Consider the following 22346-nt stretch of genomic DNA (forward strand, 5'->3'; position numbering starts at 1 on the left):
AACAGACGACGATCCGGAACACCGGACGTCGCCCACCTGGGAGGGAGCATCGATGAAGCTGGCCGGGCGCGCGCACGCGGTTGCGCGCATATTTCTTGTGGCGGGATTAGGTGCAGTGGCGTCAGTTGTACCCGCCCATGCGCAGAAGCAGGGTGGCACACTGACCGTTGGTCAGGAGCTCGATATCCCCGGCTTCGATCCGCTGAAGGTCGGTGTCTACGATACCTCGGCCAACACCGCGGCCGCCGCGATCTTCGACACGCTGATGACGCTCGACGACAAGGGCGAACCGAAGCCGAAGCTCGCGCTGTCCTGGGAGCATTCCGAAGACTTCAAGACCTGGACCATCAAGCTGCGGCCCGGTGTCAAATTCCACGACGGCACGCCGTTCAATGCGCAGGCGGTCAAGGAGAACTTCGACCGCCAGAAGGACCCGGCCAACAAGTGCCGCTGTGCGTTCTACATCACAAGCATCAAGAGCGTGGACGTCATCGATGACCTCACGGTGCGCTACAATTTCAGCGACCCGGCGGTGAACTTCCCGGCGACGCAATCCATTCAAAGTTCCAACAACGTGATGCAGTCGCCGACGGCCTGGAAGACCAAGGGCGATGACTACAACCGCAATCCCGTCGGCACCGGTCCCTACATCCTGAAATCCTGGACCGCCGGCGACCGCATGGTGCTGGAGAAGAACCCGGACTACTGGGACAAGGGCAAGCCCTATCTCGACCGCATCATCCTGAAGCCGCTGCCGGATGCGCAGTCGCGCTTTGCCTCGCTGCAATCGGGTGAGGCCGACGTCATCTGGGACGACGAGTACGATGCCGACAACATCGTCAAGGCGCAAAAGGACAAGAGCCTGACCGTGCATACCTATGCGGGCTCGGGCGCGCAGGTCTATGCGTTCAATACCAAGGCGCCGCCGTTCGACGACGTCCGCGTCCGGCAGGCGCTGGTGATGGCGCTCGACCGCAAGAAGATTTCGCAGGCGATCACCAATGGCCTGGCGCGGCCGGCCAGCAATCCCTATGGCGACGGCTCCTGGGTGAAGTGCAAGGACGACGGGGCGCTGCCGGAGGACATCAACAAGGCCAAGGCGCTGCTCAAGGACTACGGCAAGCCGGTAGACTTCAAGATGATCGTGTCGGCGACGCCGCGAGGTCGCACCGTCGGCCAGGTGCTGCAACAGATCTGGAAGCGGGCCGGTGCCAACATGGAGATCGAGCAGGTCGATCAGGCCACCATCGTGCCGCGTGCCTTCATGCGCCAGTTCCAGCTGACACCGTGGCGTATCGTCGATCTCGCCGATCCCGATCCGCAGATGTACGCCAATTTCCACACCGGCAGCCCGGTGGCGCTGGCGAACTTCTCCGATCCGGAACTCGACCGGTTGCTCGAGCATGCGCGGACCACCGCCGACGTTGCCAAGCGCACCGAGGACTATTGCGCGGTCAGCCGCCTGATCAACAAGGAAGCCATCTGGTTCTGGACCTTTCAGAACACCTACTATGCGATCTCGAGCGCGAAGGTGAAGGGTGTGCCGAAGATGTTCAACGGGGTGCTCGACGTCTCCGACGCCTGGAAGGAATAGCGGTTCATGCTGTTCTTCGTCGCGCGCAGGCTCCTGTATCTGGTGCCGGTGCTGATCGCGGTCTCGGTTCTGACCTTCGTGATCGCCTCTCTGCTGCCTGGCGATCTGGCCTATGTGATCCTCGGCGATCAGGCGACGCCGGAGAACGTCGCCGCCCTGCGCCACGACATGGGGCTCGATCAGCCGATCTGGCTGCGCTATCTGGGCTGGCTGTGGCACATCCTGCAAGGTGATTTCGGACGATCGTTCCGCACCGGGCAGACCGTGTGGCAGGCCGTCAGCGAGCGCATTCCGGTCTCGTTCGAGCTGATGATACTGGCCGAGCTGATCGGACTTGCGATCGGCGTGCCGCTCGCGATCGCCTGCGCGGCCAAGGCCGGCAGCGCGTTCGACCGCTTCATGACCGGTTCGGCCTTCGGTATGCTGTCGGTGCCGACCTTCCTGTCCGCGATCCTGCTGATCTATCTGTTCGCGGTCGAGCTGCGGATATTGCCGGCGACCGGCTACGTGCCGTTCACCGAGGACCCGGTCGCCAATCTGCGCTTCATGGTGCTGCCGGCACTGACGCTCGGGCTTGCGGAATGGCCCGGCATCATGCGGGTGCTGCGCTCCGACATGATCGCAGCGCTTCAGGAGGACTACATCGCGCTCGCCAAGGCGAAGGGACTGAAGCCGTCGCGCATCCTGTTCGTGCACGCGCTGAAGCCGTCGTCGCTGACGCTCGTTACCATCACCGGCATCAATATCGGCCGGCTGATCGGCGGCACCGTCATCGTCGAATCGATCTTCGCTTTGCCGGGGATCGGCCGTCTGCTGGTCGGTGCGATCTACACCCGCGACCTCATCATCCTGCAAGGCGTGGTGCTGCTGGTTGCCGCGGGCTTCGTGATCATGAATTTCATCGTCGACATGCTGTACGCCCTGCTCGACCCGAGGATCCGCCATGGCCACGCTTGAGCTCAGCCTCGAGGACGAGGCCGGCGCGGCACCGGCCCGGCGCCGTCGCAGGCTTGGCCTGCTGTTCTGGTTCGCGATCGGCTGGATGGTGCTGGTGTTCGCGGTCGCGATCTTCGCCGACCTGCTGCCGCTGCCGAGCCCGACCGACATGGACATGCTCGAACGAAGGGGGCCGATCTCCGCCGAGCACTGGCTCGGCACCGACGGGCTCGGCCGTGACGAGCTGTCGCGACTGATCTATGGCGCGCGCATCTCGCTGATCGTCGGCCTGTGCGCGCCGATGATCGGGGTCACCATCGGCGGCGCGCTCGGCATGCTCGCCGGCTATTTCCGCGGCCGTTTCGAATCCTTCGTGGTCGGCAGCATGGACGTGCTGCTGGCGTTCCCGCCGCTGATCCTGGCGCTTGCAGTCACCGCCTATCTCGGCCAGTCGATCTTCAACCTGACCTGCATCCTCGGCGTGCTCGGTATTCCCGCCTTCATGCGGGTGGCGCGGGCCGCGACCCTGTCGCTGGCACGGCGCGAATTCGTCATCGCGGCGCAGGCGCTCGGTGCCACGCACACCCGTATCCTGCTGCGCGAGCTGCTGCCCAACGTGCTGTTGCCGCTGCTCGCCTTCTTCCTGCTTGGCGTCGCGGTCACCATCGTGGTCGAGGGATCGCTGTCGTTCCTCGGCCTCGGCGTGCCGCCGCCGATCTCGAGCTGGGGCAGCATGATCGGGGAGGGACGCGAGAGCCTCGAGGTGGCACCACAGCTCGCCTTCATTCCGGCGATCGCGATGTTCCTGACCGTGCTCGCCTTCAACCTGATCGGCGACACCATCCGCGCGCTGACCGACCCCAGGCAGGGTGCGCTATGAGTAGCGTGTTGCTCTCGGTCGAGAATGCGGTCGTCGACCTGCCGACGCCACGCGGCAATCTGCGGGCGGTGGATCATGTCGATCTCGCGGTCGGCGCCGGCAGGACGCTCGGCATCGTCGGTGAATCCGGTTGCGGCAAGACCATGCTGTCGCGCGCGATCCTGCAATTGCTGCCCAAGAAGGCCAAACTGTCCGGCCGCGTGATGTTCGACGGGCAGGACCTGACAAGGTTGTCCGCGGAGAAATTGCGCAAGCTGCGCGGCCGCTCGCTCGCGGTGGTGTTCCAGGACCCGATGACCTCGCTCAATCCGGTGCTGACCATCGGCACCCAGTTGATCGAGACCATCCAGGAACATCTCGAGCTCGATCTCGCCCAGGCGAGGCAGCGCAGCATCGAACTGTTGGCGGCGGTCGGCATTCCCGCGCCCGAGCAGCGGCTGGCGCAATATCCGCACCAGCTCTCAGGCGGCATGCGCCAACGCGTCGCGATCGCAGTTGCACTGTCGTGCGAGCCGAAGCTGCTGATCGCGGACGAGCCGACCACCGCGCTCGATGTCACGATCCAGGCCCAGATCCTCGATCTCCTGGCGCGCGAGCAGCAGCGCCGTCACATGGCGATGATCATCATCACCCATGACCTCGGCGTGGTCGCCGGCCGTACCGATGAGGTCGCGGTGATGTATGCCGGCCGCGTCGTCGAGCGCGCGCCGACGCCTGCCTTGTTCAAGCGGATGCGGATGCCCTACACCGAAGCGCTGCTCGCCGCACTGCCCAAGCTCGACGTCGCGCCGCATACGCCGCTGCCGGCGATCTCGGGGCGGCCGCCAGATCCGACCCGTCCGCTCAAGGGCTGCTCGTTCTCGCCACGCTGCCGCTATTCCGCCGAGCGCTGCGGCGCGGAGAAGCCGCAGCTCAGCCCGGCGGAGACACCGGAGCATCTCTACGCCTGCTTCCATCCGATCGCAGCAGGGGTCGGCGCATGATGTTGCAGGCTGCATCCAACCCGCTGATGAAGGTGGAAAACCTCGTCGTCGAATACTCGGTCGGCGGCAAGACCATCCATGCGGTCTCCGACGTCAGCCTCGAGATCGGGCGGGGCGAAACGCTCGGGCTGGTCGGCGAATCCGGCTGTGGCAAATCCACGCTCGGCCGCGCGGTGCTGCAACTGCGTCAGGCGGTTTCCGGCAAGGTGCTGTTCGACGGCCACGATCTCACCACGCTGAAGGGCGAGGCGCTGCGCCAGATGCGCCGGCGCGTGCAGCTGATCTTCCAGGACCCGATCGCCTCGCTCAATCCGCGGCGGCGGATCGGCGACATCGTCGCCGAACCGCTGGTGATCGCCGGCGTCAAGGATCCCGAGGAACGCAAGCGGCGGGTGGCCGAGGTGTTGTCGGCGGTCGGCCTCGACCCGGCGCTGGTCAGCGGCCGGCTGCCGCATGAATTCTCCGGCGGGCAATGCCAGCGCATCTGCATCGCCCGCTCGCTGGTGCTCAATCCGGAGTTCGTGATCTGCGACGAGCCGGTGTCGGCGCTCGACGTTTCAATTCGTGCCCAGATCCTCAATTTGCTGGAGGAGATGAAGGCGCGCTACGGCCTGACCTTGCTGTTCATCGCCCACGACCTTGCCGTGGTGAAGGCGGTCTCGGATCGGGTCGCGGTGATGTATCTCGGCCGGCTCTGCGAGGTCGGACCCTCCGAGCAGTTGTTCGCGCGGCCTGCGCATCCCTATACCGCGCTGCTGATCGAGGCGATCCCTGTGCCCGATCCGGATGTGCGCCCGACCCAGAGCGTGCCGGTCGGCGAACCGCCGTCGCCGATCGCGCCGCCCTCCGGCTGCCGCTTCCGCACCCGCTGTCCGCGGGCCGATGCGCGTTGTGCCAGTGAGGTGCCGGACCTGCGCATGGTTGCGCCCGGCCAGTTCGCGGCTTGCCATCATCCGCTGGTCTGAACAATGAGCCTCGGAATTGGCTTGCGAGCCGGCCGCATGGCGGCTTGCTCGAAAACGGGGGCATCAACGTTTGTCCCCGGAGGGCAGGCGTGGCAAGGTCCGCCGCAACAACAAGCTTCGGGAGAACAGCGATGAAGAGTTTCCAGGTCGTCGATTTCAACGCCCCCTTGAAGGAGGTCGATCAGCCGACGCCGCAGCCGTCGGGCACGCAGGTGCTGATCAAGGTCAAGGCCGCCGGCGTCTGCCACAGCGACCTGCACATCTGGGAGGGCGGCTACGACCTCGGCCATGGCCGCAAGCCGCTGTCGCTCAAGGATCGCGGCGTCTCGCTGCCGCGGACGATGGGGCATGAGACGGTCGGCGAAATCGTGGCCTTCGGCCCCGACGTCAAGGACGCCGACAAGGGCGGCCTCAAGATCGGCGACGTCGCGCTGGCCTATCCCTGGCTCGGCTGCGGCAAATGCCCGACCTGCCTCGGCGGCGACGAGAACATGTGCGCGATCAAGCCGAATGCGCTCGGCGTCTATTGCGACGGCGGCTATGCCGATCACATGACGGTGCCGCATCCGAAATATCTGCTCGACCTCGGGGGCTCGATCCCGTCACCGCCGCGCCCTACGCCTGCTCGGGAGTCACCACCTACAGCGCGCTGAAGAAGGTCGAGAAGGATCTCGACACGCCGATCGTGATCTTCGGCGCCGGCGGCCTCGGCCTGATGGCGCTGTCGCTGCTGAAGGCGATGGGCGGCAAGGGCGCCATCGTGGTCGATATCGACGCCAAGAAGCGTGAGGCGGCCGAGGCTGCCGGCGCGCTCGCAACCGTCGACGGCAAGGCGCCGGATGCGCTGGAGCAGCTTGTCAAGAAGGCCGGCCAGCCGATCCGCGCCGCGATCGACCTGGTCGGCAACGCCCAGACCTCGCAGCTCGGCTTCGACTGCCTGACCAAGGGCGGCAAGCTCGTGATCGTCGGCCTGTTCGGCGGTGGCGCGACCTGGGCACTGCCGCTGATCCCGATCAAGGCTGTCACCATCCAGGGCAGCTATGTCGGCAACCTCCGCGAGACCCAGGAATTGCTCGACCTCGTGCGCACCAAGAAGATTCCGGCGATCCCGGTCACGCCGATGCCGCTGGCGAAGGCGAACGAGGCGCTGACCAATCTGCACAAGGGGCAACTCGTCGGCCGCGCCGTGCTGACGCCGTAGGTATCGGCCGTCAGTGCGAGGAGCCAACGGGTCGCGCGAACGCGCGCCCGATGACAGGCTCCGCGACGAAGCAATCCATATCTCCGCAAGCTGCGGCATGGATTGCTTTGCTTCGCTCGCAATGACGGACGCAACGCCTCTCGCTGATCTTGGAGTCCCTCTATGCCCGCCAACGACACGCTCCACATCGCCGTTCTCGGCGGCGACGGTATCGGCCCCGAGGTGATGGCGCCGGCGCTCGAGGTGCTGCGCAAGATCGAGGCATCGGCCGGCCTCAAATTCCGCTTCACCGAGGCGGCCGCCGGAGCCGGCCACTACAAGGAGACCGGCAAGTCGATGCCGGAGAGCACGATCCGGCTGTGCGAGGAGGCGGATGCGATCCTGCTCGGCGCCTGCGGATTGCCGTCGGTGCGCTATCCCGACAACACCGAGATCGCGCCGCAGATCGAATTGCGCATGATCTTCGATCTCTATGCCGGCGTGCGGCCCGCGCGATTGATTCCGGGCGTGCCGAGCACGATCGTCGGGGCCGACCAGAAGGGCATCGATCTCGTCGTGATCAGGGAATCCACCGAGGGCCTGTTCGCCTCGATGGGCAAGGGCGTCGTCACCGACAGCGAGGCGCGCGAGACGATGGTGATCACGCGCCACACCTCCGAGCGGCTGTTCGAGTTCTCGTTCCGGCTTGCCGAGCGTCGCAAGGCGCGCGGCAAGGCGAATAGCGGGCTGACCTGCGTCGACAAGGCGAACGTGTTCAAGGCATTCGCCTTCTTCCGCAACATCTTCGACGAGACGGCGAAGCGTCATCCCGACGTCAAGGCCGATCACCTCTACATCGACGCGACCGCGGCTGCGCTGGTGAAGCGCCCATGGGACTTCGACGTGATGGTCACCGAGAACATGTTCGGCGACATCCTGTCGGACCTCACCGCCGGCCTGATCGGCGGCATGGGCATGGCGCCGTCAGCCGATATCGGCGACCGCTACGCGGTGTTCCAACCTTGCCACGGCACCGCGCCCGATATCATGGGGCAGGGCAAGGCGAACCCGACCGCGATGATCCTGTCGGCTGCGATGATGCTGGACTGGCTCGCCGACAAGCACGGTATCGAGAGCGCCGCTGAGGCCGCCGAAAATATCGAGCGCGCGGTCGACAGGGTCTATGCCGACGGCATCAAGCCGTTCGAGTTCGGCGGCAGCAGCGGCACGGCCGATGTAGCGAAGGCCGTGCTGGCGGCGCTTTAGCGCCGCGACTGAGGGGGCCGAAGCCCCCTCGTGACGGTTAGCGGCGATGTCCGCCGTGATGTCCACCACCATGATGTCCGCCGCCGTGGCGGCCGCCATGATGGCGATGACCGTGATGGTGGCGAGGCTGGACGTGCGGACGATGATGCCATCCGTGATGGCGCGGACCGTAATAGCCGTAACCGCCCGGCTGCCAGTAGCAGCGGCCCCAGCGGTCGCAAACCTGGCGCACCTTGTCGACGTTGGAGGTTTCGCCTGCGATGTGGCTGGCCTGCGGAAGTCCGTTCGGCACCGCCGATGCCGCGCCGGACATCAGCACTGCGCTGCCAAGCGCGGCCAGTCCAATAACAGCAAGCTTGATATTCATTGAGATCTCCTTGGTTGAAGCCTGAAAACGTCCATGCGGCCGCTTGGTTGCTGCGACAAAAAAGACGAGCACGTGCACTTGGTTTGAGGTGCGATGGTTCAACGCAGGAAATGCGGGGGTTGTGAGATGACACGGCGCGCGGGCGACAATTGGCCGCGCGACAGAATGGCGACGCACGCATCGGCCCCGATGTCCCGGGCGTTCAGAGCCCGCCGCGAAAGTCGGCGCAAATGCGTCGCCATGCGCGGCCAAACAAAAAGCGCTGCCATCGTGGACGGCAGCGCTTCGACATCTTCCTGGTCGGAACGGCATGTGGCGGTCGCGATGACCGGCCACAGCTCAGTCCCGGCGGCGTAGCGGATCGCGTCGCGGCACCGCGATCCGATCCGTGGCTCAGTCCTCGTTGGCGGCGATCGATTCCATCAGCGACACCAACTGGCGCTGCACGGTCTGATCCTTGATCTTGCTGTAGGCGCGCAGCAACCGGAGGCTGAACGCGCTGTCGAGGAACAACAGGCTCTCGACTTCGCGGGCCTTGTTGTCGCCATCGTAGAAGAAGGTGACCGGCACATCGAGCGCGGTCGCGATCTGCTGAAGGCGGGCGGCGCCGACGCGGTTGACGCCCTTCTCGTACTTCTGAACCTGCTGGAAGCTGACACCAAGCTTGTCGCCGAGTTCAGCCTGCGAGATCTTCTGCTCGACACGGCGCAGGCGAATTCGCTTGCCCAACTCAATGTCCGGCTTGCCGGCACTGCGCTGCTTCATCTTCTTTGCTGCTGATCTGTTCATTCTTGTGACCCGTCCTTCAATCGGAAATCCCTGGCCCGGCTAGGTCAGGGACACGTTCATGATGTACCGCGTTAAGCTCGAGTGGATCGTCGGTTCGTCGTGAACTACGAAAATCCAGGAAGATCGCGGGATGGTATCCAAGCGCACATCCGGGTTGGAAGCGTGCGTATTTGGAAGCACCCAATTACCGACACGGCCGACTACCTGAAGTCGATCGCGCCGAGGTGTCTATCAACACCCCGCCCTCTACATTTGGCAAAATATTGACCAAATCACAACTAGCGCGAGTTTGATCGACACAGATTTTGCGCGCATGCTTACCGGGCGGCAATGCATTGCGCCCGTAGTTCTACGGGCAACTATATTGTACGGGCGTCTTAGTATGGATGCAACCCCAGCTAGTGCAGCCTGAGGTCGCGCAGACGGTGCGCGGTTGCTTGACTGAATCGCCGGGGATGGGAAAGTTTGAGGTAAGTGCAAGTCAGGCTTTCGGAATGTTGCTGGACAATTACCCAAAAGTTCTGAATCATCGGGAACAATTGTGCGCCTACGACATTCCGGCGAATCCTGGCGGGAGAGGCCAATGAAGCGGAAGAAGGCCACGCCTCGACTCTACCTCGCGGCTTCGGGAGTGGAAGATATGCCGGTCGCAAATGCGGAAGAAAGGTTGTTGGCGCTGCTTGCAACCCTGGAAGAATGTCAGGCTTTTCTGACCGACCGGGCCAGCACGGAAACGGCGCGGCTGTTGTCGCTCGCCATCCTCGAACTCCGGATGGAGCTCCACAAGGTGACCGATTCCGAGTTGAAGGCCCTGTGTGACATGATCGCGTCGGACGATCACACCGAGGAGCCGGCGGCGCTGAAGCGGCTGCCGCCATACTTGAAAATCGTCAAATAAGCCCGCTTCGAAGCAAGTCATCCGGGTTCAACTGACGTACCCCCGCGCACCACGCGGGATTTCGTCTATCAGCCAGCGCACGATTCCGAAGCTTCGTGAGCCCAGTGGTGAGGCCATTGCGCCCGAGTTCCTGCGCGCAGCCACCGCGCAAAGGCGGTCTGCGTTTCTCTCGATTGAAGACCTCGCTTTTGCGGAACCTGCCTTAGCCCGCGGTGACGTCGACTGCCTCGCTGCCTTCGAGCACCCGGCGGGCCTGGTCACGGTCCAGGTCACCCTCCCACGCCGCGACCACGACGGTGGCGACGCAGTTGCCGATCAGATTGCCGACCGCGCGCGCCATCCCGATGAACCAGTCGACCGAGAGCACCAGCACGAGGCCGATTGCCGGGATGCTCGGCACCGCGTTGAGCGTCGCGGCCAGGATGACGATCGCCGAGCCCGGAACGCCGTGCGCGCCCTTCGAGGTGATCAGCGACACGCCGAGCACCAGCAGCAGGTCGCCGAACGACAGCGGGGTATTGGTCGCCTGCGCGATGAACACGACCGCGAGCGTCAAATAGATCGAGAAGGCATCGAGATTGAACGAGTAACCGGTCGGGATCACGAGGCCGACAACCGAGTCCTTGACGCCGAGCCGCTCCAGCTTGCGCATGACCTGCGGCAGCACCGCGTCGGACGATGCGGTGGCGAGCACGATCATCAGTTCCTCGCGCAGGTAACCGAGGAACTTGAGCAGGTTGACGCCAGCGAGCGCCATCACCCCGCCGAGCACGCCGAGCACGAACACCGCGACCGCGACGTAGAACAGCGCCACCAGCGACAGCAGCTGCTTCAGCGAGCCGACGCCATATTTGCCGACCGTATAGGCGACGGCGCCGAGCACGCCGATCGGTGCGAAGCGCACGATCAGGCCCATGGCGCGGAACAGTACGGTCGAGACCGCATCGATGAAGGAGGAGATTCGCTCGCCCTTCTCGCCGCCGACCAGCGCCAGGCTGACGCCGAAGATGATCGCGAAGAACAGCACCTGCAGCACGTCGTTGCGCGACAGCGCGTCGAACGAGGTGGTCGGGATGATGTTGAGCAGGAAGCTGCCGACGCCTTCGCCCTTCAGCTTCTGCGCGTTGCTGGCATAGTTGCCGAGCGCCTTGGCATCGAGCGTCGAGGTATCGATGTTCATGCCGTGGCCGGGCCCGAACAGATAGGCGAGCAGCAGGCCGACCACCAGCGCGACCGTCGTCATCGTCTCGAAATACACCAGCGCCTTGACGCCGACGCGTCCCACCTTCTTGAGATCGCCAGCGCCGGCGATGCCGTGCACCACCACGCAGAACACGATCGGTGCCACGATCATCGAGATCAGCTTCAGGAAGGCATCGCTGAAGATCTTCAGCCCGATCGCGAAATCCGGTGCGGCCATGCCGATCACGATGCCGAGCAGCAGCGCGACCAGCACCTGGACGAACAGCGACGTATAAAGCGGCTTGCGGGCCGTGGTGGCTTCCGCTGCGATGGTCGACATGACATCCCCCTGTCTCTGGCCGTTATTCCTGCCGGCCGGACCCGCGACATCTTAGCAACTTGCGTGCCAAGATGTCGCAGGATTGGTGTGAATATCGGTCAATCGTCGACGTCGAGGGAGCTGGTCAGGGTGTAAACGACGCCCTGGGGCAGGAAGTCCACGGTGGCTTCGCCGCCGAGTTGGTCGCGGGCACTGCGCTCGATCAGCCGGGAGCCGAAGCCGCGCCGCACCGGTGCCGTGACCTGTGGTCCGCCGGCCTCGGTCCAGATCATCCGGAGCTTCGGCTCGGGGCCTTCCCGCAGGATTTCCCAGTCCAGCGTCACCGTGCCGGTGTCGTTGGACAATGCGCCATATTTGGCCGCGTTGGTGGCCATTTCGTGCATGATCATCGACAGCACCAAAGCAAGCCGTGGCGACAGCGGCACCCGCGGTCCGAACATCTTGACCCGCTCCGAAGCGTTCAGCAGATAGGGCCGCAGCACGCGGCTGACCACGTCCTGAAGGTCGGAGCCCTGCCATTTGTCGGTCGAGAGCAGATTGTGGGCCTCGGCGAGCGCGCCGAGCCGCCCCTCGAATTTCTCGCGTTCGGCGCGGCTCGCGCTACGGAAGGTCTGGGTGGCGATCGATTGCAGGATCGCCAGCGTATTCTTGACCCGGTGGTTGAGCTCCTCGATCAGGAGGCCGTGCAGCATCTCGCCGCGCGCGATCGTGGTCGCCATCCGCACCGCGAAGCCGAGGCCGACCAGCAGCAGGAAGCCGCCGATCACGCTGGTGATCGCCAGCGAGCGCCACAGCGGCGCCACCAGCGAGCCCTCGGAGATTCCCGCGGCGACGGTCCAGCCGGTGACGCGCGACCGGGTGAAGCCGGTGATCAGGGCCACGCCTTCGAGCGAGACGGTCGGCAGCGTCGCTTCGCTTTGGCGGAACATCTCGGCAAACAACGTCGGCGCGGCGCGCTGTCCGATGGTCGCCTGCGGATTTGGCACACGGGCGAGGTTGACGCCTTCGCTGTCGAAGATCGAGATGGTCCAGTCCTGGTTGAGGCGCTGCTTCTCGATCATGGCCTGGAAGACTCCGATCGGCGGACTGAAGGAGATGTCGTAGAGCACCTCGCCGTCGCGGATCACCGGCACCTCGACGGTGATGATCAGGCGCTGCTTCACCGCGCCGAAGAACAGGTTGGAGTATTGCGGCTGCCGGGTCGCAAACACCTTCTCGACGATCTCGAGATTGTTGCGCGGCGGCAGGCTCGCGGTGTCCGGCGTCAACGAGGAGAACGCCTGGTGTCCCGTGCGGTCGGCCACCAGCACCACGCCGTCCTTGCCGTATTGCTCGAGAAAGCCCGCGGCGATGCGACGAAAATTGGCGAAATCGCCGTCGCGCAGCGAGTTGGTCAATGCCAGCACCTGCAGGCCGCCGGTCATCCGCTGCATTTCGGCGTCGAGCAGCAGGCGGATGTTGCGGGCGGTCTCGAGCACGCGCTGCGTGGCGGCCTGGCGGTCCCGCTGGTAATTGTGGAAGACGATACCGACCGCGAAAATGATCAGCGGCAACATCGTTCCCGCGACCAGAAGCGCGAGACGCACTGGCAATGTCAGTTTCGGCACGAAGTCCCCGGGTCGGTGCCCATTTGCGGTGAGCTTAGGGGAAGCGGGAAATATCCGCCAAAGGAAATGACTGGTGGTCGGAAAAGTTCCGCGGCGCCGCGAGCATGATCCGGAAAAAGTGTGAAGCGGCTTTTCCGAAAGATCATGCTCACATGAGCTGCGCGCCGCGGAATAGCGTCAGGTCAGAGGTTGCTCTCGGTGATCGCGGCGTAGACCATGGTACGCAGCTCGCGCCGCAACGGATAGGCGCTCGATGGCAGCACCTGGGTCATGAAGATCGTGATCAGCTCTTCGGCCGGATCGATGAAGAAAGACGTCGTCGCCGCGCCGCCCCAGTTGAATTCGCCCGGGCTGCCCGCGATCAGCGTCTGCGCCGGGTGCATGGTGACGGCGAAGCCGAGGCCGAAACCGATTCCGTTATAGGCGGCTTCGGCGAACATCGAACGCGACATCGCCGGCAGGTCGACCCCGCCGGGCAGGTGGTTGGACGCCATCAGCTTCAGCGTCTTCGGGCCGAGCAGGCGGACGCCGCCGAGCTCGCCGCCATTGAGCAGCGCCCGGCAGAAGGTCAGATAGTCGGCCGCGGTCGAGCACAGCCCGCCGCCGCCCGAGATCAGCGAGGGCGGTGACAGGAACGTGCTGGTCGTCGGATCGTCCTGCAAGGTCAGCGTGCCCTTGCGCTCGGCGGCGAGCGGGTTGAAGCCGCCCTGCGGATCGGCGGAATAGCAGGCCGCAAAGCGGTGCGCCTTGTCGGCCGGCACGAAGAAATCGGTGTCGTTCATGCCGAGCGGCTTGAAGATCCGCTCCTTGAGGAATTGCTCGAACGGCATGCCTGCGATCTTGCCGACGAGATAGCCGAGCACGTCGGTCGAGACCGAGTAATTCCAGGCTTCGCCCGGCGAGAACTCCAGTGGGATCTTCGCCAGATCCTCGATCATGCCGTCGAGCGTGCCGGCCTTGATGACCTCGCCGATCTTCTTCTCGCGATAGGCGGCGTCGACATTGGAGCGCTGCTGGAAGCCGTAGGTCAGGCCCGAGGTGTGGCGCAGCAGGTCGACGATCTGCATCGGCCGCGTCGGCGGGCGGGTCAGGAAGGCGGGCGCGGTGCCGGCGACGAACACACCGAGGTTCTTCCATTCCGGGATGTACTTTGCGACCGGCTCGTCGAGCGCGACCTTGCCTTCCTCGACCAGCATCATGAAGGCGACCGACGTGATCGGCTTGGTCATCGAATAGATGCGGAAGATCGTGTCGTCCTTCATCGGCGCCTTGCGCTCGAGGTCGGCGAAGCCCTGGACGGTGGAATGCACGATCTTGCCGCGGCGATAGATCAGGAGCTGGGTGCCGGGAAAGCGGCCGGAATCGAGATAGCGGCTCTTCAGATGCGCTTCGAGGCGATCGAGGGCTGCGGTCGACATTCCCGCGGATTCGGGCGAGGCAGGCGTGGGGGCTAACATCGGGCGTTTCTCCGGCTGCGAGGCCGCCTTGATAGCCGAAAAGTGTCCGTTGCACCAATCGGCCGCCGCTTACCGGCTCCGGGCCGGTGGTGTACGCTCGTCCCTGCAATCGCGCCCTCAAGGGCCTAAGGGGAACGCCGAGATGACCCAGTTCAACGAAACCGAGCTCACCGCAGCCGTGATCCGCAGCTTCGACCAGACGCCCGATCCGCGAGCCAAGTTCCTGTTGCAGGAATTGGTGAAGTCGCTGCACGACTATGTGAGCAAGACCAATCTCACCTTCGAGGAGTGGGACCACGCGATCGGTTTCCTGACTCGCACCGGGCAGAAATGCACCGACATCCGCCAGGAATTCATCCTGCTGTCCGACGTGCTCGGCGTCTCGATGCTGGTGGACGCGGTCAACCACAGGGATCGCGACGGCGCCACCGAGACCACCGTGCTCGGGCCGTTCTATGTCGGCGAGCACAAGGTGACGCCGCACGGCACCGACATCTCGGCGAGCCTGCCCGGCGAGCGCATGTTCGTGCAGAGCCGCGTCACCGACCTCGACGGCAAGCCGCTGGCCAATGTGCCGGTCGATGTCTGGCACGCGGACGATGACGGATTCTATGACTCGCAGAAGCCGAGCTACGCGACCGAGGGCGCCTCGTCGCGGGCGCGCTTCATCACCGATGCCGACGGCCGTTTCTTCTTCCGCACCATCGTGCCGTGCAGCTATCCGATCCCGACCGACGGTCCGGTCGGCCAGATGATCACGCAAACCAACCGCCATCCGATGCGGCCGGCGCATGCGCATTTCCTGGTCAACGCCAAGGGCCATGAGCCGTTGATCACCCATGTCTTCATCGAGGGCGACGAGTACATCGACTCCGATGTGGTGTTCGGCGTGAAGGACGAACTGATCGCCAAGGTCGAACGGCGCACCGATCCCGCAATGCCCGATGGCCAGCGTTCGGACGGCCCGTGGAGCCTGATGAGTTACGAATTCCATGTGAAGCCCGGCGGCGGCATGGCGCCCGCGCCGCTCGGCACCAAGGTCACCGAGGACGCCTGATCGCTATCGTCAAAAGCGCCTGCTCAATCCTTGTGCGACGCACAAGGATTGAGCGAAGCGCAAGTTTTGGCAGCGCGCGCACCGTTCGCATGCGCTGCGACAAGTTGCGCAAAACATTGCGGTAAAATCCATTTTTGCACTGCGGTAGCTTGGCACAAGGCTTGAATAGTGAGCTGCCGACGCCATTGAAGCCGTCCCTCGAGGCCACCCCATCGGAGTTCTGACGCCGCCAGACCGGGCCTCCCCGGTGCATGCCCTGTTGCGCCCTGCGCGCGTCGCGATCCGGCGGATGGTGCTCGACGCACAGCCGCATCACCGCAACGCAACGACGCAGAGGACGACCGATGACCAAGCCCAGCAACACGCCCCCGAACCGTGCGATCAGTCGTCGCCGGCTCCTGAAGGCAACCAGCGGCGCCGCCGCGCTGCTCGCCGCAGCCAAGCTCAACTTTCCCGCCGGCGCGTTCGCGCAGGGTGCGGGTCCCGAAGTGAAGGGCGCCAAGCTCGGCTTCATCGCGCTGACCGATGCCTCGCCGCTGTTCGTCGCCAAGGAGAAGGGCATCTTCGCCAAATACGGCATGCCCGACGTCGAGGTGCAGAAGCAGGCTTCGTGGGGCACCACGCGCGACAATCTGGTGCTCGGCTCCGAAGGCAATGGCATCGACGGCGCGCACATCCTGACGCCGATGCCGTATCTGATTTCGGCCGGCAAGGTGACGCAGAACAATCAGCCGACGCCGATGTACATCATGGCGCGGCTCAATCTGAATGGTCAGTGCATCTCGGTCGCCAAGGAATATGCCGACCTCAAGATCGGAGTCGACACCGCACCATTCAAGCCGGCGCTGGAGAAGAAGAAGGCGGGCGGCAAGGCGATCAAGGCGGCGATGACTTTCCCCGGCGGCACGCATGATCTGTGGATCCGCTACTGGCTCGCCGCCGGCGGCATCGATCCCGACAAGGACATCGAGACCATCGTAGTGCCGCCCGCGCAGATGGTCGCCAACATGAAGGTTGGCACCATGGACTGCTTCTGCGTCTGCGAGCCGTGGAATTTGCAGCTGATCCATCAGGACATCGGCTACACCGCGATCACGACCGGCGAGCTCTGGGACAAGCACCCGGAGAAATCGTTCGGCCTGCGCGCCGCCTGGGTCGACAAGAACCCGAAGGCCGCCAAGGCGCTGCTGATGGCGGTCATGGAAGCCCAGCAATGGTGCGAGAAGGCCGAGAACCGCGAGGAGACTGCGGCGATCTGCGCCAAGCGGCAGTGGATCAACTGTCCGGTGGAAGACATCACCGATCGCATGAAGGGCAAGTTCGACTACGGCACCGGCCGCGTGGTCGAGAACTCGCCGCAGCAGATGCGGTTCTGGAAGGACAACGCGTCCTATCCCTATCAGAGCCATGATCTCTGGTTCCTGACCGAGGATATCAGGTGGGGCAAGTATGAGGCGGGCTTCGACACCAAGGCGCTGATCGCCAAGGTCAACCGCGAGGATCTCTGGAAGGAGGCCGCCAAGGAACTTGGCGTCACCGACATTCCGGCCTCGACCTCGCGCGGCAAGGAGACCTTCTTCGACGGCAAGGTGTTCGATCCCGCCGATCCCGCCGCGTACCTGAAGTCGCTGTCCATCAAGCGTGTCGATGTCTGAGCCCGACAGGGCCGCGCTCTCTTGCGCCGCCCGTCGCCTGACCATGGAGATTTTTGTTCAATGTCGATGCCTGCCATAAAGACCGAACTGTCAGCGGTGGCGATCCCGCAGGCCGCCGCGGCGCCGGTCGTGACCATGACACCGAAGCGCGCGCCGCATACCGAGACCTACGCCAGGATGGCGAAGGAGACCGCGGCGCGTGTGTTGCCGCCGTTGATCGTGATCGCGCTGCTGCTCGTCGTGTGGGAGTTGATCTGCCGGCGCGCCGGCTCCAGCCTGCCGCCGCCGTCGAAGGTGTTCAAGGACACCAAAGAGCTGATCCTCGATCCGTTCTTCGACCATGGCGGCATCGACAAGGGCCTGTTCTGGCATCTCTCCGCCAGCCTGCAGCGGGTCGCCTATGGCTACTCGCTGGCAGCGATCGCCGGCATCGCGCTCGGCACGCTGGTCGGCCAGTCGGTGTGGGCGATGCGCGGGCTCGATCCGTTGTTCCAGGTGCTGCGCACGATCCCGCCGCTTGCCTGGTTGCCGCTGTCGCTTGCCGCGTTCCGCGACGGCCAGCCCTCGGCGATCTTCGTCATCTTCATCACCTCGGTCTGGCCGATCATCATCAACACCGCGGTCGGCATCCGCAACATCCCGCAGGACTACCGCAACGTCGCCGCGGTGGTGCAGCTCAATCCGCTGGAGTTCTTCACCAAGATCATGATCCCGGCGGCTGCGCCCTACATGTTCACCGGCCTGCGCATCGGCATCGGCCTGTCATGGCTCGCGATCGTTGCGGCCGAGATGCTGATCGGTGGCGTCGGCATCGGCTTCTTCATCTGGGACGCGTGGAATTCCTCGCATATCAGCGAAATCATCCTGGCGCTGTTCTATGTCGGCATCATCGGCTTCGTGCTCGATCGCCTCATTGCGGGCGCGGGCAAAGTCGTGACCCGCGGCACGGCGGCGAATTGAGGAGGCAAGACATGCAGGCCTATCTGAAGCTCGACCACATCGACAAGACGTTTGCCCGCGGCAACGTCACGACGGAAGTCCTGAAGGACATCAACCTGACCATCGATCAGGGCGAATATGTCTCGATCATCGGCCATTCCGGCTGCGGCAAGTCGACCTTGCTCAACATCGTCGCCGGCCTCACCGGCGCCACCAATGGCGGCGTGCTGCTGGAGAACCGCGAGGTCAATTCGCCGGGACCGGATCGCGCCGTCGTGTTCCAGAACCACAGCCTGTTGCCGTGGCTCACGGTCTACGAGAACGTCAAGCTCGGCGTCGACAAGGTGTTCGCCAGGACCAAGAGCAGGGCCGAGCGAGAGGCCTGGGTGATGCACAATCTCGGCCTGGTGCAGATGGCGCATGCCAGGGACAAGCGGCCGAGTGAGATCTCCGGCGGCATGAAGCAGCGCGTCGGCATCGCGCGGGCGCTTGCGATGGAGCCGAAGGTGTTGCTGCTCGACGAGCCGTTCGGCGCGCTCGATGCGCTGACCCGGGCGCATCTGCAGGATTCGGTGATGGCGCTGCACCAGAAGCTTGGCAACACCATCCTGATGATCACCCACGACGTCGACGAGGCCGTGCTGTTGTCGGACCGTATCGTGATGATGACCAACGGCCCGAGCGCGCGGATCGGCGAGGTGCTCGAAGTGCCCTTGGCGCGTCCGCGCAAGCGGCTCGAGCTCGCGACCAACGCCAGCTACCTGAAATGCCGGCAGCGCGTGCTCGAATTCCTCTATGAGCGGCACAGCTTCGTCGAGGCGGCATGAGCAAGCCACGGCCCACGTGAAAGGTTTTTCTGCCCCGCCGCAATGGCGCGGCGGGAAACATCGTGCACGGAGGCACACATGACGGAAGACCAGGTCAAGCTCGTCCAGCAGTCCTTCAGCAAGGTTGCGCCGATCTCGGCGCAGGCGGCGGTCACCTTCTATGACCGCTTGTTCGAGGTCGCGCCCGGCGTGAAGGCGATGTTTCCCGCTGACCTGACCGAGCAGCGCAAGAAGCTGATGGCGACGCTCGCCGTCGTGGTCAATGGCTTGAATGATCTGCCGTCGGTGCTCCCCGCCGCGAGCGCGCTCGCCAAACGTCATGTCGGCTACGGCGCCAGGCCCGAGCACTATCCGGTGGTCGGCGGCGCATTGCTGTGGACTCTCGAGAGAGGCCTTGGCGAAGCCTGGACGCCCGAAACTGCCGCCGCGTGGACCGCGGCTTACGGCACGCTGTCCGGATACATGATTGCGGAAGCCTATGGCAGCGCGCAGGCAGCGGAATAGGCATGTTGTCGTCGGCGCACGCCGCGACGTCTGTTCCGCTGCGAGCGGAAACCTAACCGCGTCATTGCGAGCGAAGCGAAGCAATCCAATCCAATCCTCCGCTTGCGGAGGAATAGATTGCTTCGTCGCTATCGCTCCTCGCAATGACGAGAGGATCGATCTATGGTCCACCCCGTTCCGCCAACGGGTGAACCAAAAATGATGTTCCTGGAAACGCCGCCGAAACTGATCCCGACCGACATCTTCTCCGCCATGCCGGCCGAATTCCGCCGCAAGGTGGCGAGCGAATGGGCCGATGCCAACCGGCCTGGGGCGGTGATCGACTGTTTCATCGAGGGGCCGTCGTTCGATGCCGAGGGCAATCTCTACATCGTGGACATTCCGTTCGGCCGCATCTTCAGGATCGCGCCCGACAGGACCTGGTCGCAGGTCGCCGAATATGACGGCTGGCCGAACGGGCTGAAGATCGACGCCAGCGGACGGATCCTGATCGCCGATTACCGGCACGGCTTGATGGAGCTCGATGCCGGCACCGGCAAGGTCACGCCGCTGCTGCGGTCGCGCAATTCGGAGTCGTTCCGCGGCTGCAACGATCTGCACATCGCCACCAACGGTGACATCTATTTCACCGACCAGGGCCAGACCGGCCTGCACGATCCGACCGGCCGGGTCTATCGGTTGCGGGCGGGCGGCGCGCTCGACTGCCTGATCGACACCGGCATCAGTCCGAACGGCCTGGTGCTCGATCCGCACGAGGCGGTGCTGTTCGTCGCCATGACGCGCGACAACGCGGTGTGGCGTGCGCCATTCATGAAGGACGGCAGCGTCTCCAAGGTCGGCCGCTTCTGCTCGCTGTTCGGCCCGAGCGGGCCCGACGGCATGACGATGGACAAGGCAGGGCGGTTGTTCGTCGCGCACGCCTCGCTCGGCCATGTCTTCGTGTTCGCGCCGAACGGCGAGTGCATCGCGCGGATCAAGTCCTGCGCCGGACCAAGCTGCACCAATGTCGCGATCGGTGGCGCCAACCGCGACCGTCTCTACATCACGGAATCGGCGACCGGCAGCGTGCTGGTCGCCGACATCAGCGGGCTCGGCTAGTCTGCCGATGTCCGGCGTCGCCTAGGCTGCGGCGCCGCGCGGTTCGGGAAACGGCGAATGATAGAGCCAGGCGAGCTTGTCGCAGAACTGCTCGAGGCTGGTCTCCCGAATCAGCTGGTTGCGCAGCAGCGCGTGCACGCCGGCCGGATGATAGACTTGGGTGCCGAGTTCGCGGGCTTGCAACTGGACCCGCGCCGTGCGCATCAGCCGGACCTGCCGGTATCTCTCCAGCGCAGGTTCGAACGCGTCGGGCATGTCGCCCAGCAAGTCCGCGAGCCAGACCGCATCCTCCAGCGCCATGCAGGCGCCCTGCGCAAAATATTGCAGCATCGGATGCGCGGCGTCGCCGAGCAGCACCACGCGGCCGTCGACCCAGCGCTCGATGGGGTCGCGGTCACAGGTCACCCACGCCTTCCAGTCCTTGCCGTGGTGAATGATCGCCTTGGCGCGGGGATGGATGTCGCGGAAATTCTCCAGGACTTCGTCGTGGCTCACTGGCCTAGCCGCGAAAGCCTCCAAGGGATCGTTGTGGCAAGTGATGGCGAGGTTGAAGACCTTCCAGCCGGACAGCGGATAATGCACCAGATGGCACCTCGCGCCGGCCCACAAGGTGGCAGCGTTCCAGCGCAGATCCTCCGGCATTTGCTCGGTCGGGATCACCGAGCGGTAAGTGGTGTGGCCCGCGATCCGCGGCGGACCGTCATCGACCATCTGCTGGCGAATCCGCGACCTGAGCCCGTCGGCGCCGATCAGGAGGCGGCCCGTGACGCGCTCGCCGGACTTCAGCCGCGCCACGACTGCGGTGCCGTCCTGGTCATATCCGACCACGTCGCAATCGCTGCGCAGCGTGATGGCGGGATCGGCCTCGCAGGCGCGCAGGAAGATGCTGTGCAGATCGCCGCGGTGGACCACCGCATAGGGATTGCCGAAGCGGCGGCGGAAATAGTCGGTCAGGTCGACGCTGGTGATCTCCTCGGCGGAGATCGCATCCATCAAGCGCAGCTGGTCGATGAACACCGCGGTCGCGCGGGCGGCATCGCCGAGACCGAGATGGTCGAAGGCATGGAAGGCGTTCGGGCCGAGCTGGATGCCGGCGCCGATCTCCTGATAGCGCGCGGCGCGCTCCAGGACGGTGATCTGGAATCCCTTGCGGGCCAGCGCGACCGCAGCCGCCAGTCCGCCAATGCCGCCGCCTGCGATGATGATCGGATCCCTGCGCATGTCCTCTCCCTGATGGTTGCTATTTCCTCGGTATCTTGCGCCGGCGCCCCGCCATGGCTTTGGCTTCGGGTTTCGATTCCCGCGGCTCCTTCGGCGTCGCCGCGGCGGGCACCTCGATCAGGCCGGCCTCGACCTCGTGCTCGAGCCGATCGAGATTCTTGTAGAGTTCGACCAGCAACTGCTTGAGTTCGGCGGCGGCCTTCGCCGACATCGCGCCGGTAGCGACCTCTTCGTAATATTGCGCGATCGGCATCAGCCGGCCGGCCAGTTCGGCGCCCTTCGGCGTCAGCGCGACCTGCAGGCTGCGTTGGTCGTTCTCCGGCCGGTCACGCGTCAAGAGCCCGGCGCGGCTCATCTCGGCGACGATGCGCGACAGTGTCGAGACATCGGCCGAGGTCAGCTCGGCGATCTCGCCGAGCCGCAGCGGATGTCCCTGCTCCGACAACGCGGCGAGCACGCGGTACATCGGCAGCGTCAACTTCTCGTGACGAATGACGCGGGAAAACAGATCGCCCATCCGCACGCCCAGTCGGGCGAGCAGATAGGGCAGCGAATTCGAAAATCGATACATGGGCTTAGGTCCGGGCTTGAGTCCTGGCGG

Annotated in this window: 20 protein-coding genes and 1 pseudogene; 14 read left to right on the plus strand and 7 right to left on the minus strand. The window is 64.7% G+C overall.

Annotation, left to right across the window (positions count from 1 at the left end):
* Nucleotides 1-115 precede the first annotated feature (115 nt).
* The 7 genes and pseudogenes from CWS35_RS17130 (at nt 116) to CWS35_RS17160 (ending at nt 7804) form a co-directional block, all read left to right on the plus strand.
* Nucleotides 116-1594: an ABC transporter substrate-binding protein gene (locus tag CWS35_RS17130; protein WP_245439006.1), complete on the plus strand. Its 1479-nt coding sequence runs from the start codon at nt 116-118 to the stop codon at nt 1592-1594.
* Between the two features lie 6 nt (nt 1595-1600).
* Nucleotides 1601-2551: an ABC transporter permease gene (locus tag CWS35_RS17135; protein ID WP_024580840.1), complete on the plus strand. Its 951-nt coding sequence runs from the start codon at nt 1601-1603 to the stop codon at nt 2549-2551.
* On the plus strand, nt 2538-3410 hold the full coding sequence (locus CWS35_RS17140) for an ABC transporter permease (RefSeq protein ID WP_100952639.1): 873 nt from the start codon (nt 2538-2540) through the stop codon (nt 3408-3410). The genes CWS35_RS17135 and CWS35_RS17140 overlap by 14 nt, the downstream gene beginning before the upstream one ends.
* Nucleotides 3407-4393, plus strand: a complete 987-nt coding sequence (locus CWS35_RS17145) for an ABC transporter ATP-binding protein (RefSeq protein ID WP_024580842.1) — start codon at nt 3407-3409, stop codon at nt 4391-4393. Before CWS35_RS17140 ends, CWS35_RS17145 begins: the two co-directional genes overlap by 4 nt.
* Complete coding sequence (locus tag CWS35_RS17150; RefSeq protein ID WP_024580843.1) at nt 4390-5358, plus strand: ABC transporter ATP-binding protein; 969 nt, start codon at nt 4390-4392, stop codon at nt 5356-5358. The genes CWS35_RS17145 and CWS35_RS17150 overlap by 4 nt, the downstream gene beginning before the upstream one ends.
* 131 nt (nt 5359-5489) lie before the next feature.
* Nucleotides 5490-6559: pseudogene (locus CWS35_RS17155) on the plus strand (alcohol dehydrogenase).
* Between the two features lie 162 nt (nt 6560-6721).
* Nucleotides 6722-7804: an isocitrate/isopropylmalate dehydrogenase family protein gene (locus CWS35_RS17160; RefSeq protein WP_100952641.1), complete on the plus strand. Its 1083-nt coding sequence runs from the start codon at nt 6722-6724 to the stop codon at nt 7802-7804.
* 37 nt (nt 7805-7841) lie between these two features.
* Here the strand turns inward: CWS35_RS17160 and CWS35_RS39025 are convergent, their stop codons facing one another.
* Together CWS35_RS39025 and CWS35_RS17170 are read right to left on the minus strand one after the other, a co-directional pair.
* Nucleotides 7842-8171: a hypothetical protein gene (locus tag CWS35_RS39025; RefSeq protein WP_157817177.1), complete on the minus strand. Its 330-nt coding sequence runs from the start codon at nt 8169-8171 to the stop codon at nt 7842-7844.
* A gap of 393 nt (nt 8172-8564) precedes the next feature.
* Complete coding sequence (locus CWS35_RS17170; protein WP_016844123.1) at nt 8565-8960, minus strand: helix-turn-helix domain-containing protein; 396 nt, start codon at nt 8958-8960, stop codon at nt 8565-8567.
* 583 nt (nt 8961-9543) lie between these two features.
* Between CWS35_RS17170 and CWS35_RS17175 the strand changes: the two genes are divergently transcribed.
* Entirely contained in the window at nt 9544-9858 is a 315-nt protein-coding gene (locus CWS35_RS17175) for a hypothetical protein (protein ID WP_051404279.1), read from the plus strand.
* Nucleotides 9859-10060: 202 nt separating this feature from the next.
* Here the strand turns inward: CWS35_RS17175 and CWS35_RS17180 are convergent, their stop codons facing one another.
* The 3 genes from CWS35_RS17180 to CWS35_RS17190 all read right to left on the minus strand — a co-directional run bounded on the left by CWS35_RS17180 (nt 10061) and on the right by CWS35_RS17190 (nt 14444).
* Nucleotides 10061-11380, minus strand: a complete 1320-nt coding sequence (locus tag CWS35_RS17180; protein ID WP_024580847.1) for a dicarboxylate/amino acid:cation symporter — start codon at nt 11378-11380, stop codon at nt 10061-10063.
* Between the two features lie 98 nt (nt 11381-11478).
* Nucleotides 11479-12987, minus strand: coding sequence for a sensor histidine kinase (locus CWS35_RS17185; RefSeq protein ID WP_168226344.1), 1509 nt, complete (start codon nt 12985-12987; stop codon nt 11479-11481).
* 182 nt (nt 12988-13169) lie between these two features.
* Complete coding sequence (locus CWS35_RS17190) at nt 13170-14444, minus strand: serine hydrolase (protein ID WP_100952645.1); 1275 nt, start codon at nt 14442-14444, stop codon at nt 13170-13172.
* Between the two features lie 142 nt (nt 14445-14586).
* Between CWS35_RS17190 and CWS35_RS17195 the strand changes: the two genes are divergently transcribed.
* From CWS35_RS17195 to CWS35_RS17220, 6 genes are all read left to right on the plus strand, one after another.
* Entirely contained in the window at nt 14587-15501 is a 915-nt protein-coding gene (locus CWS35_RS17195) for a dioxygenase (RefSeq protein ID WP_100952647.1), read from the plus strand.
* A 344-nt stretch (nt 15502-15845) separates the two neighbouring features.
* A complete protein-coding gene (locus CWS35_RS17200; RefSeq protein ID WP_100952649.1) occupies nt 15846-17156 on the plus strand; it encodes a CmpA/NrtA family ABC transporter substrate-binding protein in 1311 nt (436 codons plus the stop codon).
* Nucleotides 17157-17216: 60 nt separating this feature from the next.
* Nucleotides 17217-18116: a nitrate ABC transporter permease gene (ntrB, locus tag CWS35_RS17205; RefSeq protein WP_100952651.1), complete on the plus strand. Its 900-nt coding sequence runs from the start codon at nt 17217-17219 to the stop codon at nt 18114-18116.
* Between the two features lie 11 nt (nt 18117-18127).
* Nucleotides 18128-18922: an ABC transporter ATP-binding protein gene (locus tag CWS35_RS17210; RefSeq protein WP_024580853.1), complete on the plus strand. Its 795-nt coding sequence runs from the start codon at nt 18128-18130 to the stop codon at nt 18920-18922.
* 78 nt (nt 18923-19000) lie between these two features.
* Entirely contained in the window at nt 19001-19426 is a 426-nt protein-coding gene (locus CWS35_RS17215) for a globin family protein (protein WP_100952653.1), read from the plus strand.
* 198 nt (nt 19427-19624) lie between these two features.
* A complete protein-coding gene (locus CWS35_RS17220; protein WP_210202803.1) occupies nt 19625-20524 on the plus strand; it encodes an SMP-30/gluconolactonase/LRE family protein in 900 nt (299 codons plus the stop codon).
* A gap of 21 nt (nt 20525-20545) precedes the next feature.
* Here CWS35_RS17220 and CWS35_RS17225 read toward each other — a convergent pair whose 3' ends face one another.
* Entirely contained in the window at nt 20546-21745 is a 1200-nt protein-coding gene (locus CWS35_RS17225; RefSeq protein ID WP_100952655.1) for a 3-hydroxybenzoate 6-monooxygenase, read from the minus strand.
* Between the two features lie 19 nt (nt 21746-21764).
* Entirely contained in the window at nt 21765-22316 is a 552-nt protein-coding gene (locus tag CWS35_RS17230) for a MarR family winged helix-turn-helix transcriptional regulator (RefSeq protein ID WP_024580857.1), read from the minus strand.
* Nucleotides 22317-22346 lie beyond the last annotated feature (30 nt).

Source organism: Bradyrhizobium sp. SK17, from assembly GCF_002831585.1.
Classification (GTDB): domain Bacteria; phylum Pseudomonadota; class Alphaproteobacteria; order Rhizobiales; family Xanthobacteraceae; genus Bradyrhizobium.

Bases quoted from the DNA above. Each gene is read 5' to 3' on its own strand.
- CWS35_RS17195 (WP_100952647.1), top strand. From the start codon at position 14,587: ATGACCCAGTTCAACGAAACCGAGCTCACCGCAGCCGTGATCCGCAGC.
- CWS35_RS17190 (WP_100952645.1), bottom strand. From the start codon at position 14,444: ATGTTAGCCCCCACGCCTGCCTCGCCCGAATCCGCGGGAATGTCGACC.
- ntrB (WP_100952651.1), top strand. From the start codon at position 17,217: ATGTCGATGCCTGCCATAAAGACCGAACTGTCAGCGGTGGCGATCCCG.
- CWS35_RS17170 (WP_016844123.1), bottom strand. From the start codon at position 8,960: ATGAACAGATCAGCAGCAAAGAAGATGAAGCAGCGCAGTGCCGGCAAG.
- CWS35_RS17220 (WP_210202803.1), top strand. From the start codon at position 19,625: ATGATGTTCCTGGAAACGCCGCCGAAACTGATCCCGACCGACATCTTC.
- CWS35_RS39025 (WP_157817177.1), bottom strand. From the start codon at position 8,171: ATGAATATCAAGCTTGCTGTTATTGGACTGGCCGCGCTTGGCAGCGCA.
- CWS35_RS17135 (WP_024580840.1), top strand. From the start codon at position 1,601: ATGCTGTTCTTCGTCGCGCGCAGGCTCCTGTATCTGGTGCCGGTGCTG.
- CWS35_RS17230 (WP_024580857.1), bottom strand. From the start codon at position 22,316: ATGTATCGATTTTCGAATTCGCTGCCCTATCTGCTCGCCCGACTGGGC.
- CWS35_RS17145 (WP_024580842.1), top strand. From the start codon at position 3,407: ATGAGTAGCGTGTTGCTCTCGGTCGAGAATGCGGTCGTCGACCTGCCG.
- CWS35_RS17215 (WP_100952653.1), top strand. From the start codon at position 19,001: ATGACGGAAGACCAGGTCAAGCTCGTCCAGCAGTCCTTCAGCAAGGTT.
- CWS35_RS17140 (WP_100952639.1), top strand. From the start codon at position 2,538: ATGGCCACGCTTGAGCTCAGCCTCGAGGACGAGGCCGGCGCGGCACCG.
- CWS35_RS17150 (WP_024580843.1), top strand. From the start codon at position 4,390: ATGATGTTGCAGGCTGCATCCAACCCGCTGATGAAGGTGGAAAACCTC.
- CWS35_RS17180 (WP_024580847.1), bottom strand. From the start codon at position 11,380: ATGTCGACCATCGCAGCGGAAGCCACCACGGCCCGCAAGCCGCTTTAT.
- CWS35_RS17225 (WP_100952655.1), bottom strand. From the start codon at position 21,745: ATGCGCAGGGATCCGATCATCATCGCAGGCGGCGGCATTGGCGGACTG.
- CWS35_RS17200 (WP_100952649.1), top strand. From the start codon at position 15,846: ATGACCAAGCCCAGCAACACGCCCCCGAACCGTGCGATCAGTCGTCGC.
- CWS35_RS17210 (WP_024580853.1), top strand. From the start codon at position 18,128: ATGCAGGCCTATCTGAAGCTCGACCACATCGACAAGACGTTTGCCCGC.
- CWS35_RS17175 (WP_051404279.1), top strand. From the start codon at position 9,544: ATGAAGCGGAAGAAGGCCACGCCTCGACTCTACCTCGCGGCTTCGGGA.
- CWS35_RS17160 (WP_100952641.1), top strand. From the start codon at position 6,722: ATGCCCGCCAACGACACGCTCCACATCGCCGTTCTCGGCGGCGACGGT.